Here is a 15,207-nt window from a genome sequence, read left to right as displayed (position 1 = left end):
CAAAAGAGGAGTTTAAGGTTGTTTTTAAATATTCTGAAATACAGGATAATCGCATAAAGAACATGTTAAGATTAAAAATGATAATGGATAATAAAAAACGTGCAAATATGCAAATATTAGATTTAGGGAGAATCAGCTAAGGGATCAAGTTCTTGTCCTAGAAGGGACTATGTTCTTGTCCCTTGTCCAATGACATAAAAGTGCCTACATAAGCAGTATCTTTAAAGCCTGAAAAATCAGGCTTTTTATTTTTATGTAGGCAAATTGATGTCACGAAAAAATGCACTAATCTGCCTACATTATGGTATTTTGACATAAAGTTACCTACATTGTAGCGGTGCTTTTACTTAGCGCAATTTCAATCAGCTCGAAGGCGAAGAAGATTAGGCTCCTTTAAGAAAATCCGTTCCTATATTGTGAACTATCTCATCCAGACTCATCGGTAGAAGAAACATATTATCAAAAGGTAATGCTTTCAATTTTGCGTAATGGCTCGAAGAAGGTAGTGTTTACACCAACCGACCCTGTCTTCGAGAGGGTGGCCCTTCATAGGGTAGCCTATATAAGGGTTCCTGGATTTTATTTGTTGTACCTGGAGTGAAATACTGCCAATTCACAGTAAAAGTCCCTTCCGCCATTTCGGCAGAAGGGAATCGTCTTAAGGAAGGATGCAGTTAACTCGATCACTATTTTTCCTGTTCGAGAAGAATATCTTTTACATCACTTAGTTTAATAGAATCCAATTTCAGTTCCTCTAACCGATAATTCAAGTCTGTCTCAGAAGGGTACGTTAGGTTAGTACCATCCTCCATATTAAAAATACCCCATTGACTTTTATCCTCATCCTCAAAACGTTTATACACGATATAGCCCTTATTCCAGCCAATCTGAGTGATATCAGGCTCAATGACGGTAGGAGAGTTATCTTGTTTCTTGGATACATAATTCATTTCCCTATCGCTGCTAAAAAGGCGATAGTCATGTGGAAGTTTGATTATATCGTTACTTTGGGCATCCCTGTAATCATAAAACATATTCGAGCAACTGCTTAAAAGTACAACAAAGGTAAGGAGAAGAAGAATTCTTTTCACGTATTATACCCCTCCTCTTTTTCAAGCTATTAATGGACTATTCCATTTTACACCAGAAATAGTCCATATGTTAGGAACAATATGAAAACATCGGTAGGATTGAACTATTAAAGAGAACTAGAGTGTTATAAAGGAATCAGTTAAATAAATATACCGACTTAAAAGTGGACAAGAACATAGACCATTGGAATCCTCGATGGACGCGGTGTGGGCCAGTTTTATCTACCGCTCGAGTAGCGGGGGATAAGGTAGAATACAGCAAGCACAGTGAGCTTATAAAAATGATTTAAAGAAGATTGGCCATGATACTTAGTGAATATATCCGTTCATACAGAAGGTAGGTGCAAAATGAGCATTAATGAACGCTGGCAAAGGGGAAAACACATTGAAGATTTTGCTCGTGAACATGGGTTATTTCCTATCTGCACCTCATTTTTTTATCATTTTTGGTCAAAAGGAATGTCCCTCCTATTTGGCCTTTCGATTCTTTTTTTCTTGGCGCTAACGTTTGTTTTTTCAATAATTCCTTGGCTTTCACTGATAATCACAGTGGTTTTGATCATTGCAATTATGGTTCGGTTTAAGGATAAGGTTCGTATTGTAACATATGATCGTATGAAAGAAATATATGACTCTACTAATACTACAGAATGAATAATAATTTTCAAATTGAGCATTAGACACATCTTTAACAGAACAAATCGGTTCTAAAGGAGATTAAAAATATGAACATTCAGAAAGATTTAAATCCTAAATTATTAGAATCTGAATTAACAGAAAGTGAATTGCTAACTATAAGAACCAGTTTGTTTAGTAGTATTGAACACGTAGCGTCTGTTGTTGAACTTAAAATAAAGGAATCTGATAATGCATCGGTTTCTATATTTAAACGCGAATTAGATTCACTTTGCTCAGCAGATGAAAAAGTAGCATATATGGTTTATGTCCTTAATGATAAAGAAAGAAAATCTTTACAAAAGTGTCTGAGTAGAGAAGAGTTTTATAAAAGCTTAAAAGAGGATATGAGGCGAAAATTTCTCGTTATTTAGCTTGAATAGGAGCGTTAAATCAGACGTATCACAATGAATACCTGGTTGTGAAGGAAAGGAGCAATGAAAAGCGTGGACATTATAAAGAAGTTCAAAGGACCAAGGGACGAATTTACTAATCCCAATACTCTTGGACCCGGTTTTATAGGAACAACTGTTATTTTACTCATCTCTTTGTTTGCACTTTTTGCTTTCATCAAGTGGTGGAATGAATAGGAGTGAACTATAATGACAGTGATGAAGCACTCAGATGTAGCGAAGCTTCAAGAAGAAATGGATATCAAAGATTACAATGAAGGCGGTATGAGTCGCCCACCAATGAATAACTTTTTTGGTTTAGGAAAGGAATTCTAGCAGAACGCGAAAGGACTCCAATTATTAAGGAGTCCCTTGCATGTCTTTTTAATAGCTATTGATGAAGTCTTTGCCTTCTTGCATGGTGCGGCTTCCCATTCGTAAGATCGGAGGTGCGGCCCGTACGCCCATTATTTTTTGTGAAAATTGAAATAACATCGGTTCACTTTCTTGCTGCAACGTTTAATTCTGAATCCTTTATACGCATATTTTGTGTTACTGCAGAAAGGTAATAACTGTCATCAATTTTTAATATGACAGTCATTACTTTAGTTATTTAATAGTATGCACTTTCGCTATAGCCCCGTCTAATAGGAATTTTATCATCTTCACCGTCAAGTTTTTGTTGAGTAATGAGTGATATTCCATCCCCAGCAGCTAACAATTCTGATAAGGTAAAGAGTTCTCGACCTACAAATCCATAATTATAGTTTCCGGCATAAGCAGCGATTTGAATTTCACGACTTGAATGAAAGTTCAAATCCAATTGGTTATACCAAGGACCCCAACCAGAGACAATCTTATAATCCCATGCCCCTCCTGGTTTAACTTTATCAACAAAAAAGCCGACGGTGTTACTATAAGCTATAGCACCAGCGTTAGGCATTCCGGATAAGATTAGCGTATTTAACATATCAGCAAAGTAATTATGAACCGTTGTTTTATTTATACCTGCTATTGAATACATATTTTTAAAAGGTGGAGCGCCTGGATCACTAAAAGGAACAATAGTATTATCACTTCGAAGAATTAATAAGTTATCTAGATTATCACTAGTGGTATTATCCTTAAATTCCTTATATTCTTCAAGCGAACGCACATAAAAATTGAAGTTTTGATCAAATATTGCTCCACCCTCTTCAACCACATTATTAATACTTTGTATATCAGCTAAGTACTTTGAATATTCCTCCTTAGTAATAGTAAGATCGTCTGCAGTAGCAGTAATTTGTAGTAGATTTTTTTCATTTAAGTAACCCCAACCATTTTCAACAATGACGGAGTGAATTCGATGAAAATCATTATATTCCTTACTATAAGTAATAGAACTCTCTGTGGCTGACACAACACTCGTAAAAATCAAGAAAATTGTTAAGAACATGGGCACGATCTTTTTTAATTGAAACATTCAATCCCTCCTAGTTTATTGTCAATTAATACTTTAATACACTTTATAGGAAAATAATGTCGAAAATTGTAGATGTTATGAAGATGGTAGAAAAGTCCTAAGCTTGAGGAGGGAGAGAGTTGATAATATTCTTTTTGAGGCGGAAATTATATACTTCCTTTTTAGAGATATCTAATGTTTCTCGACCTATCTTAACTGAATTGTTATCAATCCATTCTACAAACGGGCTATAATCGTAATCATTAAAGTAAATAGTTTGTTTTTTCCCACTTGGAATCTCTATTAATTCAGCTCTTGAAGTTCTGTTATATAGAGATTTGTAGTGGTAAGTTCGTATCTCATGCTGCTTATCTGGAGAGAGGACTACCTGGTTTAAATATCCAGTTGGTAATAAAATAAAAGTGTAGAAGTGGAAATAATAAAATAAAATAACACAAATAAAACCAAAAAAGGCGATAGAAAAACTTTTTTTCGGAAACTTCTTTTTTTTACTTCTAAATTTGATTACTAAGAAGAAAAGAAAGACAACGATAGCTACAACAGAAATCATCAATACACCGACGATAGATAACAGTAGATAGATATGTACTTGTTCACTCAATTGTTCTCCTCCTTCAATAAGGTATTATTAATTAATTAACAAAGATTTACTAACATGTATATACTTTTTACTTTGATTTATATCACTAATTAATAAATAAGTAAATATAAGTATAGTAAAAGAGGTTTGTTTTCACTAATCCGTATAGGAATATATGCGTATCGATGTCGTGAACGGCGGTTTTGATGTAATAACAGGATCAGGGAATAGATTTTTAGCAAGAACGATTATTTGCGCATCTGGTTCCTTTAATCGTCCGTATATTCCCTACATTCCAGGATCAGAACTTTTTCAAGGGAAAACGCCGATATTACCTCGAGGAGCGCTCCAATACACTGAGATTAGTGATAATCATCGATACTGCTTTCTTGAAGTGTTAACAGGACTTTTGTTCCGACAATATGACTATGAGGAAGAAGCAATCATTCGTGACTGCGAATCACACAAAAGTTATGCTGCGTAGTTTAAGCGCAGGAGAATTACAACAGTTTTCAGTAGAATTATTACCACGGTTATATAGTGACTGGGGTCATGTTACGCAAAGCGGTACTGTGGAGACGCTTAAAACGCGAAAAGGGACACCTGACGCATTCTGCGAAAGAAGCGATGAATCAATGGTCTATATCCAATCTACCGGTGATACGGCTAAAGGAAAAATGTATGAGGATCTTAAGAAAAGTGTTAAGCAGCTAATAGAACTTGATTTAAATGAAGGCGCGTTATGTATTTCATTTCTAAGTTACGATCCGCAAGCTGATGAAGTCACTGCGTGCAAAAAACTCTGTAGGACACATCAATGTGAATTTAAATTCTACAGTAACTCTATAATATCCGACTTACTAGATAGTAATCATCACGATCTTCGGTATAAGTATTTAAAGATACCTGCTCCTGTTAAAGGGAAATATCGATCTGATAACAATTTTGTACTTACCGCTTCTACCGGCTCCGAACCCAAAACAGCGACCAAGATGAATAACGTTGTAAATTGGAATCTGAGTCCAGATGAACTTACGGGCACCCTGGAAAGCATTGTGGAGTTTTACAATCGTTTAAAGAATCTAAATGAACCTTCAAGGCAGTTTTTTTCAACAATTATAAAATTGGCTGATCCATTAAGGCGTAATCCCAGCATGATGACAGTCCCTTATTCGGAGATGACAAATGTATCAGGACGGGAAAATTACGAGATAAGAAATCAGATGGCTATCCTTGAAAAACACCCAAAGTTGAAAAGAGAATACAAACTCTCCCGTTGAAAAAAAAGGTTGAAATTGAGGATGAAGTCAAATGGCAGACGACCGAAAAGGATGGATGAGTAAAAAAATTTATATTTTGTAATAGTAATAGAGAATACACTTAAATGTAACAATTATCTACATAACTAGATTGATATATATATATTACGATGTTATATTATGGAATATATAAGATTTTTATGGAAAGTAGGGTTGTGTTGGCTCTGAAGTAAATATATGCAAAAAATAGGAGGATGTTATTATGAAATTTTTCAAATCTTCACTTGTATTAGTATTGCTAGTAGTAATGGTATGTTCTTTTTCAATCAGCGTTTCAGCGGAACCTTCTATTGATCCCGAGGGAACTCATCATTACTCACAAGAATTACTTGATTTCCTTGGAGTATCAGAAGAAGAATTAATCCAAAATCTCGAGAATGCAAAACCAGCTGAAATAGTAGATGTAAATAAAATAGATTTCATTCAGCTATTTGCATCTAAACTTGTCTATTCTTTTAAAGATATGCCCAAGCAAGGAACAAACAAAAACTTTTTGGTGTCTGATACAAGATTCCAGATTCAAATGGGACAGCCACGGTAACGTTAACTCAATGGAACCCAGATGGAAAAACCCCCTATGTTGCATATGTCTTGAAGAGTGATAAACAAGAAACGGATTATTATTATCTGAACGGGGAGTATAAAAGTACTAATACTTCTATAAAATTTAAAGGACTAGATTCAAATCAATCTTATGCTATAGTTATCATCAACGAGAACAGTTTTACAATTACAGGAAATGGGTATATTAATTAACATTAACCTGTATAATTAATATAATAACGTAGGGGGTGATTTTTCAATAACATGAATAAATACAAATTAAGAATTCTTCTCCTGAGCTCTGTCATCATATGTTTAGTATTAATTCCTTTCGCAATATCAAAAAGCTTTGCTGTAGAGCAACATGATACAGAAGGTGAGCCACAGCCACAATACGAAAATTTACATCCTTTTCATGTAACCGATGAGGAATACCAAGAAATTAAAAATAAGGTGAAACATATACTTACATCTTATGGAGATTTTATTCGTGTAAATGAGGAACAACCTTTTCCCACTTCTGAGATAGCCTATAGCATGTCAGAGATTAACGAGAACACAAATCAGATTATTCTTGAAGGAACTCGTATCTTTGTAAAAGAGTAAGCTTAATACAAAAGTCAGCCTATACGGCTACAGTAAGCGGAAATTACAAGATTGGTTTGGAAAGTGGGGCGTAGGGCAAACTGCCTATGGAGTACTGAAACATTTTTATTGAGAAAAAAGACTTTTGAGAATTTTGAAGTGCACCCCCTAGAATAGACATCGGAAAAACCCCTGGGTAAATCCGATGTCTATTCTAGGGGGTGCATTTTTTATGTCAGCACAGAAAGGTCAGAAGTTTAAGCATTATCCGGAGTCTCTGAAAGTAGAAGCTGTTCGACTGTTTGTAGAGGAAGGCTGGTGCTATCGTAAGATTACGGAACACTTAGAGATACATGATAAGAATAGGGTTAGAGTTTGGGTGAAGAAGTATCAGGTCAAAGGGCAAGCTGCCTTTAAGGATAGACGTGGAGATCCACACAGGACTGAGACCGAACAAGAACGAGAACTGCGTCGGTTGCAATTAGAGGTAGATGTTCTAAAAAAGTGGTTACACATCTTGAATCAGGGGGAGTTAGTCACTTTAAATGAATTTAATTATTCCAATAACTTCACAAGAGAGTTATATACTCGGAATTGTAAGATGACAAGAATATATTCCGATTAATATCCGCGTAGATCGCGGTTTTTTTATTTTATCGGAACAGATTCTTGTCATTACGCTTTGTCAAGAATCTGTTCCTATTGCCGTTAGAGGCCAAGAATATAGTCCGATTGCCGTTTGATTTTATGTTGGGAAATCTAAAAAAACGAATTATGTGGTGATTCTTAAATAGTACCTCAGAATTTTCACAACAGAGGGAGAATTTAATCACACCTTACCAATTAAGCGAACTAACCGGATTTGTATCCGGAACGGGTGTTGTAAAATTCAGGAAATTCAGAATGTTGAATAGCCAATTGAGTGTTAATTAGATTACATGTACAATAGGTTTGCTTCCAAACATTCTTATCTCTTGTTCATCAGTTAACCTATTTTGACTCGGTACAGCAAGAACAAGTTGCCATTTAGGACGTGACATTGCAACATAGAGCATGCGTTTTTTTTCATCTGGCATTTGAAGGGGCTTTTTAAAATCATTTAGCGATATATTTTGACCTGAACTATTTGGACTTAGAACAAGCATTATTGAGTCGAATGTTTTTCCTTTCACTTTATGGATTGTAGTTACCTTTGAGAAATTTTCTGGTTGTTGATACATTTCTTCAATTTTCTTGTTATGATCAGGTCTGTACTTTCCCTGTTTTAAAATAAAAGTAGGTGACTGTGCAAGGTCGAATATATTTTTGCAAAGCTCATTTAAATCACGCGTCCATTCTGTCAATGTAAGATCAAATACTGGCAAATTTTTTATGAGCAATATTATCTTTGATTTAAGTTCATAATTGTCATTATTCGCCTCCAGAAACTCTCTTTTTTTACTCGGATTCTCTTTTAATGAGGGGTCGAAAAGCACGGGAATAAGTTTGTAGATTCGTTTAATCGCTTCCTTGGTTTGTCCATGTTCCATATCAGACTTAGCGTGTATAAAGTGAATTGGTGAAAACGGTGATTCACTCCAATGGTTCTTATCATTCGGCATTGCTTTTAGTTCTTGTAATAGTGTCTTCCCCCGAACCAAAACAATATTGTTGTTAAACCTTGATGATAACTCTTCGTATTTTGAAACAAGATCATTAAGTTTATTATAGTAAATAAGATGTATCGGACTTTGTTCAACATCTGACTGGCTTGAATATAAATCGTCATGTTCTTTCAATCGGAAAATACTATATGCTTTTACAATCGGGAGAACCGAGCGCCGGCATTCTGACATCGTTAAGAAGTTCCAGTCAGGTGACTTGGTTTTATCGGTAAATAAATCAGGCCTTGCTTCTCTCCACTCGTATAGGGATTGATAGGGATCTCCAATAAGTTCAACATGTTCAAGTCCATTATTTATCAATTCATTAATAATTAAATGTTGGATTTCCGAAGTATCTTGGGCTTCATCTATAATGAGATACCGAAATCTTGAGCTTAGTTGTTTCGCTACACCAGGATTCTCTCTTAATATTTTTAGTGCCAAATAGAGTGAGTCAGAATTTTTTAGTATTCCTTTTTGGAATTGCATTCTCTTTAATGCAACACAATAATTTTTGAAAGTTATTAGGTTTTCTTCAATTAACTTAGGCTTATTCCCATCAAATAAGTAGCTTCCATCAGCTGCCACATCAATTTTTGAAGGTTTGTACATGTAAAGAATAGGCCTATTATTAATTTTATATTTATTTAGAGCATATGGTGAGAAAGAATCGAGCAAGGAATAATCCTCCAAGATAGTTGGTCTTGTTTTATAACCAAGTAAATGAAAATGAGGTAGAGTGATATATTGATTAATAAAGCTATCAATTGTGCTCACTAAATGAGGATAGCTAATTGATTTCCCAGTGAAATCATAGAATTTTTCATTTATTTCATCTTTAGCAACATTCGTAAATGAAATACAAGCAACTCCAGAATACTTAAAATCCCAATACTCAAGTAAATTTTTGAGTTTATAAGCGACAGAAGTAGTTTTCCCACTACCGGGACAGGCATTGACAATGACTTTACCTCTACTATCTAAGTATCGTTGACGTTGGTCAGTTATAACGAAATCCATCATAATGTTTCCTTCTTTAAATGTTCAAAGCCCATTTTGATATATGAAGGAACTTGAAAATTAAGTCTTGCGTAAGCAATATTATTTAATAAATACTCCGAAAAATCCTGTGAAAATTCTGACTTTCCAGGTAGTGACTTCCAAACTAATAAAGCAATTTTCTTTTGCTGTTCCTCAGTTAAAACGTCATCACACAAATCAATATACGCTTGTATAAATTCAAATTTTTCATTATCGAGCTCCTTAATAAATTGAAATAGGCAATTGTTTTGAAGATCATTTTTTAATCTACCGACATTAGAAATAGTTAACTCGAATTCAAAGGTTTTAAATCCCACAAAAATTTGTATGTTTTCTTGTTTATTTTTGTAATTATTTAAATTACCAATTCTGGTCGAAATTTCGCCTTCTTTAATATTGTCATATAATTCATTAAGTTTGGAGTAATTGTTTTCAATCAGTTTGTAGAATGAATATTCACTATTTTTCGAAGCAGTAAATCGATCATCATCTGTTATGACAGAAACTCTTTTATTAATTTTTTTGGCAGGGTTAGTCGAATTAAATAGAAGGAGAAATGGATAAAATGATGTTCCTGTTTGAATCACTTCAATATCCAATTCTTCAAAACGGAAATTTTCTAATTTTGAGAAGGCAAATAGTAATAACTCTTCTGATATACCCTCTACTAAAAATAATGATTTAGCATAAAACATCTGGGACTTTGTTACATCAATGTATCTTTCCAACATTTTTCGTTTGCTTTTGATATCATCATTATTTAAGGTCTTTTTATTTTGGACTAACTTTTCATTCTCTCTATCTACAAAACAATCGCCAACACATTTAAACGAATTTGACTCAGTAATAAATAGCTTTTCTAGCTCAGATTTTGAAGTTAAGGTAGGGGAGTGCGTTGTTATAAACAATTGACAATTATCATTACATATCTGTTCTTTCAAAAAGTTATATAGATTTAGCTGTAACTGAGGATGTAGGTGAGCCTCGGGCTCTTCAATTAATAAAGCATGGTGAATTGTGGAGTCCTTTTCAACTCGATCATTCATATCACTAAGTACAGTAGCGATGTAAATTATGTTGTTATATCCCAAGCTATTTTGAAATAAATTCAATCCCGAATCCGCCTCAAGGGATGCTTTGAACGGAAGATAAGGTTTGATTACATTTACGATAAAATCTAGTCTTGATTGTTCAATATGTAGTCCGATTGGTGATAAGGTTGAATATATTTTTGTGAGATTAGTATTGATGTTGCTTTTAGTTGTGCTTACCTCAGTTCGTTGGAGTAGTTCACTGTTAGCTCGGCTTATAATTCCTTTAAACTCTTGTTCGGAGTTATTTGTCTCAATATTTCTTTTAATTACACGTCCTAGCATATTTCTTTTTACTGAGAGGAGGTCGCTTGTACTATCTCTAAGGGCGCCTAAATAATAATGCTGGAATATCTCAAAAGTATTTACACTGGCTTTTTGACCCGGATAAGCACCTGTATAATAATCAAATTTTGGATGTTTATCTTTTCTTTTATCAAAAGAAATTTTAATGTGAGCATAATCTTCATGTGGATCAATAACTAGATACTCGTATAAAGCTCCTTTCTGCTCTTCAGTCAGACCTCTAAACTCATAGGATATCGCGATTGTATTTTTTGACTCTCCTGTGGCAAGATCCGTATTAAAGTCTTCGTTTCTAATAATAATTTCTTTTAATGGTTCTCCTAAGTTATACAATAATCGAATAGCATCAATAATTGTTGATTTGTATGAACCGTTCTCACCAATCAAAATATTAATATCTTTGTTGAACGAGAGGGACATTAAGGATATGCCTCTAAAATTTTCAATAGTCATTTTTGATAAGAACATACTATCACCTGTAAATTCATATTTTTATTTCAAAAAATAAGACATTTAAGCTAATATTTCGACATAGATACAGTGAAACCCTTTCATTGTTACTGGAATTGAAAAGGAATGAAAATTGTTGACTGAAATTATATTTAAATTTGGTTATCCATTGACCAAAGCTATGTGTGCTATGTGGGGTTTTCTACTCAGAACCTTAATGGTTATAACGAAATAAGGGATACGAAGAAGAATTAAATAGCTAATTACAACAAAAGTTCTTCCTTTCGAAAAGGCGGACTTTTTTGTTTTCAAATCCATTTAATAAAAGTATTTTGCTGATCATGACTTAATGAGTTTGTATAGGTAGGTAAAGAAATATATATATGTTGCAAATAACAACAGTTGTATGTTACATTGTGTTTGCTAGATAAAAATTCCACTACAGATAACAAAATTTCCGGAATGGTAAGAGTGTCTACAACTGATCATTATCGTTTTAGGACTTTGAATAATAATAATATTTTTTGCGTACTGAAGGCGGAGATAAAACGATGAAAAGAAAAGGAATTCATAAACCAACAATTGAGGACGCAGTTGAAATTAGTGGAATTGAAACCCTACATCCCGGGGGATTTGATTTAACCAAACGAACTGCAGAAATTGCAGGTCTTAGGCAGGGTATGCAGGTTTTAGATGTATCCAGCGGGAGAGGGACTCAAGCAATATTCTATGCAGAAAAATATGGTGTTCTGGTGACGGGAATAGACATATCTGAAAAAATGATCAAATCAGCGAGTAACAAAGCTAAATTAGCCGGTATGGAAAACAGCGTTTCCTTTAGGCAAGGAGATTCTCAGGCGTTACCTTTTGATGATAACACCTTTGATGTCGTAATTAATGAATGCGCGGTCGGAATCCCGGATGACTCACAAAAGGTTCTTAATGAAATGGTGCGGGTAGTAAAACCCGGAGGTGCCTTAGTTATCCACGAATCAATCTGGATGAAGAAGATATCAGAATTTGAGAGGGATGAATTATCCTAAAGATATGGAACCACTCCATTAGAGCTTGATGAATGGAATAAAATGCTACAAAAAGCAGGAGTAGCTAACATTATAGCGGAGCATGAGGAGTGGTCAAAACCAGAAAAATTCTGGAAAGTCAGAAAAGACCGTGATGTTTCTCATTATTCAAAAATTCTCACTTTTCCAGAAAGGCTTGTAACATTGAAGCGCATTTTGCAAAAGCAAGGGATCAAAGGTGTGCTCAAGACCATGGAAAACGAAAAGATTTTCTTTAAAGCCATCTTAGATGGTAAGGTAGGGTATTGTCTGTATAAAGGCGTTAAGGATATATAATATTAACCTACTAATTACTGAGGTGATTCAAATGAAAAACATTGATTTACTAAGAAATTTAATCAGAGTTTTAGATAAAAATATTGGCGCTTTGGAAAAAACTAAACTCATTTGCTGTGGTGCGACCATCGGACAATGTCATGCCGTTTTGGAAATTGGGTTTGCTGGTGAAATTTCACTTATTGATCTTGCAAATTTACTCAATCTTGATAAAAGCACAATGAGTAGGACGGTAAACAATCTTGTAACGGATGAATTGGTAGAGAGAGTCACAGATCCGGAAAATAGACGTTATGTGAAGCTAATGCTTTCAAAAAATGGTCAGATGCTTAATGAGAGAATTAATTCTGTTCTTGATTTATACTTCGAGAATGTTATGAATGATATCCCGGAGGACAAGAGGGAACAGGTTGCTGAGAGCTTGGTACTATTAATCAATGCATTAAATAAAAATAACTGCTGCTAACCGCATTTTCATATAAAGAGAAAGGCGAGATATATCATGACGAAGTTCTTGGATACAGTAGTCATCGGGGGTGGCCAGGCAGGACTCGCCTCTGGGTACCATTTGCAAAAAGCTAGACTAGAATTTGCTATTTTGGAAGCCAGTGACCAACCGACGGGATCATGGCCGCAATATTATGACAGCTTAAAGTTGTTTTCACCTGCCAGATATTCTTCATTGCCGGGGTCCCTTTCCCGAAAGATCCAAACCAGTACCCGGTACGAGATGAGGTTATATCCTATCTGCTGCAATATGCAGAGAAATTCGAACTTCCACTCAACTTGAATAGCAGGGTGGAACGTATCGAAATCGTGAACGGCGGTTTTGATGTAATTACAGGATCGGGGAGTAGATTTCTAGCAAGAACGATTATTTGCGCATCTGGTTCCTTTAATCGCCCATATATTCCCTACATTCCAGGATCAGAACTTTTTCAAGGGAAAATTCTTCACTCATCCGAGTTCAAGAACCCGGAACCATTCCTACAACAGCGGGTTATTGTTGTCGGACGAGGAAATTCGGCTGTACAAATTGCAGTAGAACTAGCTGATCATGCCAAAGTCTCATTAGCTGTTCAAAATCCAGTTCAATTTACTCAGCAGCGATTTTTAGGACTTGATCTTCACTTTTGGTTGAAAATAACAGGGATTGACGCGTTTCCTTTTTTATCGAATCGGCAAAGAGCCCCCAAACCCCATTTCAGTCTTAGACCTTGGTGGATATCGTAAGAAAATTAGAAAAGGCAATCCGGATCAAAGACAAATGTTTACGGGTTTTTATCCAGAGGGTGTCGTTTGGACAAATGGGCAAAGGGAGCCCGTAAACAGTGTGATATTCGCAACGGGGTTTCGCCCAAATATGCTGTTTCTTAACCATACAGACGGACTTGATTCTAATGGCAGACCGCTCCATATTGCCGGAGTGAGTAGAACAATTCCAGGGTTATATTATGTCGGCCTATCTAACCAACGTTCATTTGCGTCAGCCACCATTCGTGGTGTAGGTGCTGATGCTAGATATGTCGTACAAAGTATTAATAGGTTCCTACGTAAATGAAGTTGAAACGTGGAGAGTGTAAGATTCTAAGCCTACGGTTATTTATCTTTGATTTCTAAAGTGCGTAGGAGGGAGCTACCAATGCCTCTGTCACAATAATCACGGTGAATATATATCGAGAGATTCCTATCCTCCAATGAAAAGATTGATATTAAGGTTTAATCGCCTTGATTTATTGCAGAAACGATATAGTTATCTACGTTCGCACCTAGAACCCAATCTTAAATATAACATTTGGACTCATCATTAGAGCTAATTGATATGTAAGTATCATTGATTTGAGTTTCTTCAGCAATGTTTCATTTTAGAAATAGGTCGTTTTTGAAAAAGTATCATCTTGGTATTTCTTTATTTGCTGAACTATAGTGGTTTTCTGAACTAATTCTAATTATATTAAAATTGTACTTGAATGAGCTATGCTCAGCCCAAGCCCATTTTTCAATCCTTTAGATAGGCAACTGCATAGGATATAAGGAAAAGGTGAAATCTTGGGAGGAAAATGAATATGTACCGTAATTCATACAATCAATGGCATCATCCTATGCACAACAACAGCAATAACATCAATTGGAATCCTTATTATTACAATTGGAACAGTAACAACTGCAATACTTATTTTGGAAATATTAAGTTAACTGATTATGGACCAAAACCATTTGTGGTGAATATTGACCAAGCTACTAAGCAAAACAATACTTACCGGACCGCTTTATGGACAGGAAAACACTTTCAAGTGACCCTAATGAGTATAAATGTTGGAGATGATATTGGTTTGGAAGTTCATCCTACAACTGATCAATTCATACGTATTGAAGAGGGCCAGGGACTCGTTCAAATGGGTGATAGTAAAGATAAATTAGATTGTCAAGAAATGGCCTATAAAGATTTTGCAATTATAATTCCTGCTGGAAAATGGCACAATGTAACCAATATGGGTAATACACCACTCAAAGTATATGTTATCTATGCTCCACCAGAGCATCCGTATGGTACTGTACATGCAACAAAAGCAGTAGCCATGTCTGCTGAAGGAAACCATCAACTGAAGTGAAATTGAAGTGCATCAGCATGACATTTCATAAGATCATCCAAATAAGAGGAGGGACA

General features: G+C 35.1%; 20 protein-coding genes. 15 read left to right on the top strand and 5 right to left on the bottom strand.

Annotation, left to right across the window (positions count from 1 at the left end):
- Positions 1–686: 686 nt before the first annotated feature.
- Positions 687–1,091: a lipoprotein gene (locus tag NST85_RS14665; protein ID WP_127191222.1), complete on the bottom strand. Its 405-nt coding sequence runs from the start codon at positions 1,089–1,091 to the stop codon at positions 687–689.
- 348 nt (positions 1,092–1,439) lie between these two features.
- Between NST85_RS14665 and NST85_RS14660 the strand changes: the two genes are divergently transcribed.
- From NST85_RS14660 to NST85_RS14650, 3 genes are all read left to right on the top strand, one after another.
- Positions 1,440–1,745 carry a hypothetical protein gene (locus tag NST85_RS14660; RefSeq protein ID WP_127191223.1) on the top strand — a complete coding sequence of 102 codons (306 nt, stop codon included), beginning with the start codon at positions 1,440–1,442 and terminating at the stop codon, positions 1,743–1,745.
- A 71-nt stretch (positions 1,746–1,816) separates the two neighbouring features.
- Positions 1,817–2,140 (top strand): hypothetical protein, encoded by a 324-nt coding sequence (locus NST85_RS14655; protein ID WP_127191224.1) that lies wholly within the window; start codon positions 1,817–1,819, stop codon positions 2,138–2,140.
- 228 nt (positions 2,141–2,368) lie between these two features.
- On the top strand, positions 2,369–2,494 hold the full coding sequence (locus NST85_RS14650; RefSeq protein ID WP_281278185.1) for a hypothetical protein: 126 nt from the start codon (positions 2,369–2,371) through the stop codon (positions 2,492–2,494).
- A gap of 277 nt (positions 2,495–2,771) precedes the next feature.
- On the opposite strand, the gene NST85_RS14645 is transcribed toward NST85_RS14650, so the two are convergent.
- Positions 2,772–3,623 (bottom strand): polymorphic toxin type 44 domain-containing protein, encoded by an 852-nt coding sequence (locus NST85_RS14645; RefSeq protein WP_127191225.1) that lies wholly within the window; start codon positions 3,621–3,623, stop codon positions 2,772–2,774.
- A gap of 97 nt (positions 3,624–3,720) precedes the next feature.
- Positions 3,721–4,224, bottom strand: a complete 504-nt coding sequence (locus NST85_RS14640; RefSeq protein ID WP_127191226.1) for a DUF5412 family protein — start codon at positions 4,222–4,224, stop codon at positions 3,721–3,723.
- A gap of 154 nt (positions 4,225–4,378) precedes the next feature.
- Between NST85_RS14640 and NST85_RS14635 the strand changes: the two genes are divergently transcribed.
- From NST85_RS14635 to NST85_RS14615, 5 genes are all read left to right on the top strand, one after another.
- On the top strand, positions 4,379–4,687 hold the full coding sequence (locus NST85_RS14635; protein ID WP_341189646.1) for a hypothetical protein: 309 nt from the start codon (positions 4,379–4,381) through the stop codon (positions 4,685–4,687).
- Positions 4,677–5,483, top strand: a complete 807-nt coding sequence (locus NST85_RS14630) for a hypothetical protein (protein WP_341189645.1) — start codon at positions 4,677–4,679, stop codon at positions 5,481–5,483. Before NST85_RS14635 ends, NST85_RS14630 begins: the two co-directional genes overlap by 11 nt.
- Positions 5,484–5,724: 241 nt before the next feature.
- Complete coding sequence (locus tag NST85_RS14625) at positions 5,725–6,063, top strand: hypothetical protein (RefSeq protein WP_127191228.1); 339 nt, start codon at positions 5,725–5,727, stop codon at positions 6,061–6,063.
- Between the two features lie 266 nt (positions 6,064–6,329).
- Positions 6,330–6,671, top strand: coding sequence for a hypothetical protein (locus NST85_RS14620; RefSeq protein ID WP_127191229.1), 342 nt, complete (start codon positions 6,330–6,332; stop codon positions 6,669–6,671).
- A 211-nt stretch (positions 6,672–6,882) separates the two neighbouring features.
- Positions 6,883–7,275, top strand: a complete 393-nt coding sequence (locus tag NST85_RS14615) for a transposase (protein ID WP_127191230.1) — start codon at positions 6,883–6,885, stop codon at positions 7,273–7,275.
- 304 nt (positions 7,276–7,579) lie between these two features.
- Here the strand turns inward: NST85_RS14615 and NST85_RS14610 are convergent, their stop codons facing one another.
- A complete protein-coding gene (locus NST85_RS14610; RefSeq protein WP_127191231.1) occupies positions 7,580–9,316 on the bottom strand; it encodes an ATP-dependent helicase in 1,737 nt (578 codons plus the stop codon).
- Positions 9,313–11,199 carry an ATP-dependent nuclease gene (locus NST85_RS14605; protein WP_127191232.1) on the bottom strand — a complete coding sequence of 629 codons (1,887 nt, stop codon included), beginning with the start codon at positions 11,197–11,199 and terminating at the stop codon, positions 9,313–9,315. Before NST85_RS14605 ends, NST85_RS14610 begins: the two co-directional genes overlap by 4 nt.
- A gap of 533 nt (positions 11,200–11,732) precedes the next feature.
- On the opposite strand from NST85_RS14605, the gene NST85_RS14600 reads away from it, so the two are divergent.
- The 7 genes from NST85_RS14600 to NST85_RS14570 all read left to right on the top strand — a co-directional run bounded on the left by NST85_RS14600 (position 11,733) and on the right by NST85_RS14570 (position 15,151).
- Positions 11,733–12,224: a class I SAM-dependent methyltransferase gene (locus tag NST85_RS14600; RefSeq protein ID WP_341189644.1), complete on the top strand. Its 492-nt coding sequence runs from the start codon at positions 11,733–11,735 to the stop codon at positions 12,222–12,224.
- 42 nt (positions 12,225–12,266) lie between these two features.
- Entirely contained in the window at positions 12,267–12,539 is a 273-nt protein-coding gene (locus tag NST85_RS14595; protein WP_341189643.1) for a hypothetical protein, read from the top strand.
- Between the two features lie 31 nt (positions 12,540–12,570).
- On the top strand, positions 12,571–13,005 hold the full coding sequence (locus NST85_RS14590) for a MarR family winged helix-turn-helix transcriptional regulator (RefSeq protein ID WP_127191234.1): 435 nt from the start codon (positions 12,571–12,573) through the stop codon (positions 13,003–13,005).
- A 36-nt stretch (positions 13,006–13,041) separates the two neighbouring features.
- The gene (locus NST85_RS14585; protein ID WP_341189642.1) at positions 13,042–13,329 is read left to right on the top strand and encodes an NAD(P)-binding domain-containing protein; all 288 of its coding nucleotides are present in this window, start codon (positions 13,042–13,044) and stop codon (positions 13,327–13,329) included.
- On the top strand, positions 13,212–13,772 hold the full coding sequence (locus NST85_RS14580) for an NAD(P)/FAD-dependent oxidoreductase (RefSeq protein ID WP_341191115.1): 561 nt from the start codon (positions 13,212–13,214) through the stop codon (positions 13,770–13,772). Before NST85_RS14585 ends, NST85_RS14580 begins: the two co-directional genes overlap by 118 nt.
- A 34-nt stretch (positions 13,773–13,806) precedes the next feature.
- Positions 13,807–14,100, top strand: a complete 294-nt coding sequence (locus NST85_RS14575; RefSeq protein WP_341189641.1) for a hypothetical protein — start codon at positions 13,807–13,809, stop codon at positions 14,098–14,100.
- Positions 14,101–14,605: 505 nt separating this feature from the next.
- A complete protein-coding gene (locus NST85_RS14570; RefSeq protein WP_127191235.1) occupies positions 14,606–15,151 on the top strand; it encodes a cupin domain-containing protein in 546 nt (181 codons plus the stop codon).
- Positions 15,152–15,207: the final 56 nt, after the last annotated feature.

Origin of the sequence: Paenibacillus sp. FSL K6-2524, from assembly GCF_038005525.1 — a bacterium.
Classification (GTDB): domain Bacteria; phylum Bacillota; class Bacilli; order Paenibacillales; family Paenibacillaceae; genus Fontibacillus; species Fontibacillus anaericanus.
This window is presented reverse-complemented; position numbering and strand designations above follow the sequence as displayed.

What these genes read in the sequence shown, in the direction of transcription:
- NST85_RS14615 (WP_127191230.1), top strand. Translation starts at nt 6,883, where the DNA reads ATGTCAGCACAGAAAGGTCAGAAGTTTAAGCATTATCCGGAGTCTCTG.
- NST85_RS14660 (WP_127191223.1), top strand. Translation starts at nt 1,440, where the DNA reads ATGAGCATTAATGAACGCTGGCAAAGGGGAAAACACATTGAAGATTTT.
- NST85_RS14610 (WP_127191231.1), bottom strand. Translation starts at nt 9,316, where the DNA reads ATGATGGATTTCGTTATAACTGACCAACGTCAACGATACTTAGATAGT.
- NST85_RS14605 (WP_127191232.1), bottom strand. Translation starts at nt 11,199, where the DNA reads ATGTTCTTATCAAAAATGACTATTGAAAATTTTAGAGGCATATCCTTA.
- NST85_RS14645 (WP_127191225.1), bottom strand. Translation starts at nt 3,623, where the DNA reads ATGTTTCAATTAAAAAAGATCGTGCCCATGTTCTTAACAATTTTCTTG.
- NST85_RS14655 (WP_127191224.1), top strand. Translation starts at nt 1,817, where the DNA reads ATGAACATTCAGAAAGATTTAAATCCTAAATTATTAGAATCTGAATTA.
- NST85_RS14620 (WP_127191229.1), top strand. Translation starts at nt 6,330, where the DNA reads ATGAATAAATACAAATTAAGAATTCTTCTCCTGAGCTCTGTCATCATA.
- NST85_RS14625 (WP_127191228.1), top strand. Translation starts at nt 5,725, where the DNA reads ATGAAATTTTTCAAATCTTCACTTGTATTAGTATTGCTAGTAGTAATG.
- NST85_RS14570 (WP_127191235.1), top strand. Translation starts at nt 14,606, where the DNA reads ATGTACCGTAATTCATACAATCAATGGCATCATCCTATGCACAACAAC.
- NST85_RS14585 (WP_341189642.1), top strand. Translation starts at nt 13,042, where the DNA reads ATGACGAAGTTCTTGGATACAGTAGTCATCGGGGGTGGCCAGGCAGGA.
- NST85_RS14575 (WP_341189641.1), top strand. Translation starts at nt 13,807, where the DNA reads ATGTTTACGGGTTTTTATCCAGAGGGTGTCGTTTGGACAAATGGGCAA.
- NST85_RS14630 (WP_341189645.1), top strand. Translation starts at nt 4,677, where the DNA reads ATGCTGCGTAGTTTAAGCGCAGGAGAATTACAACAGTTTTCAGTAGAA.
- NST85_RS14600 (WP_341189644.1), top strand. Translation starts at nt 11,733, where the DNA reads ATGAAAAGAAAAGGAATTCATAAACCAACAATTGAGGACGCAGTTGAA.
- NST85_RS14650 (WP_281278185.1), top strand. Translation starts at nt 2,369, where the DNA reads ATGACAGTGATGAAGCACTCAGATGTAGCGAAGCTTCAAGAAGAAATG.
- NST85_RS14590 (WP_127191234.1), top strand. Translation starts at nt 12,571, where the DNA reads ATGAAAAACATTGATTTACTAAGAAATTTAATCAGAGTTTTAGATAAA.
- NST85_RS14635 (WP_341189646.1), top strand. Translation starts at nt 4,379, where the DNA reads ATGCGTATCGATGTCGTGAACGGCGGTTTTGATGTAATAACAGGATCA.
- NST85_RS14595 (WP_341189643.1), top strand. Translation starts at nt 12,267, where the DNA reads ATGCTACAAAAAGCAGGAGTAGCTAACATTATAGCGGAGCATGAGGAG.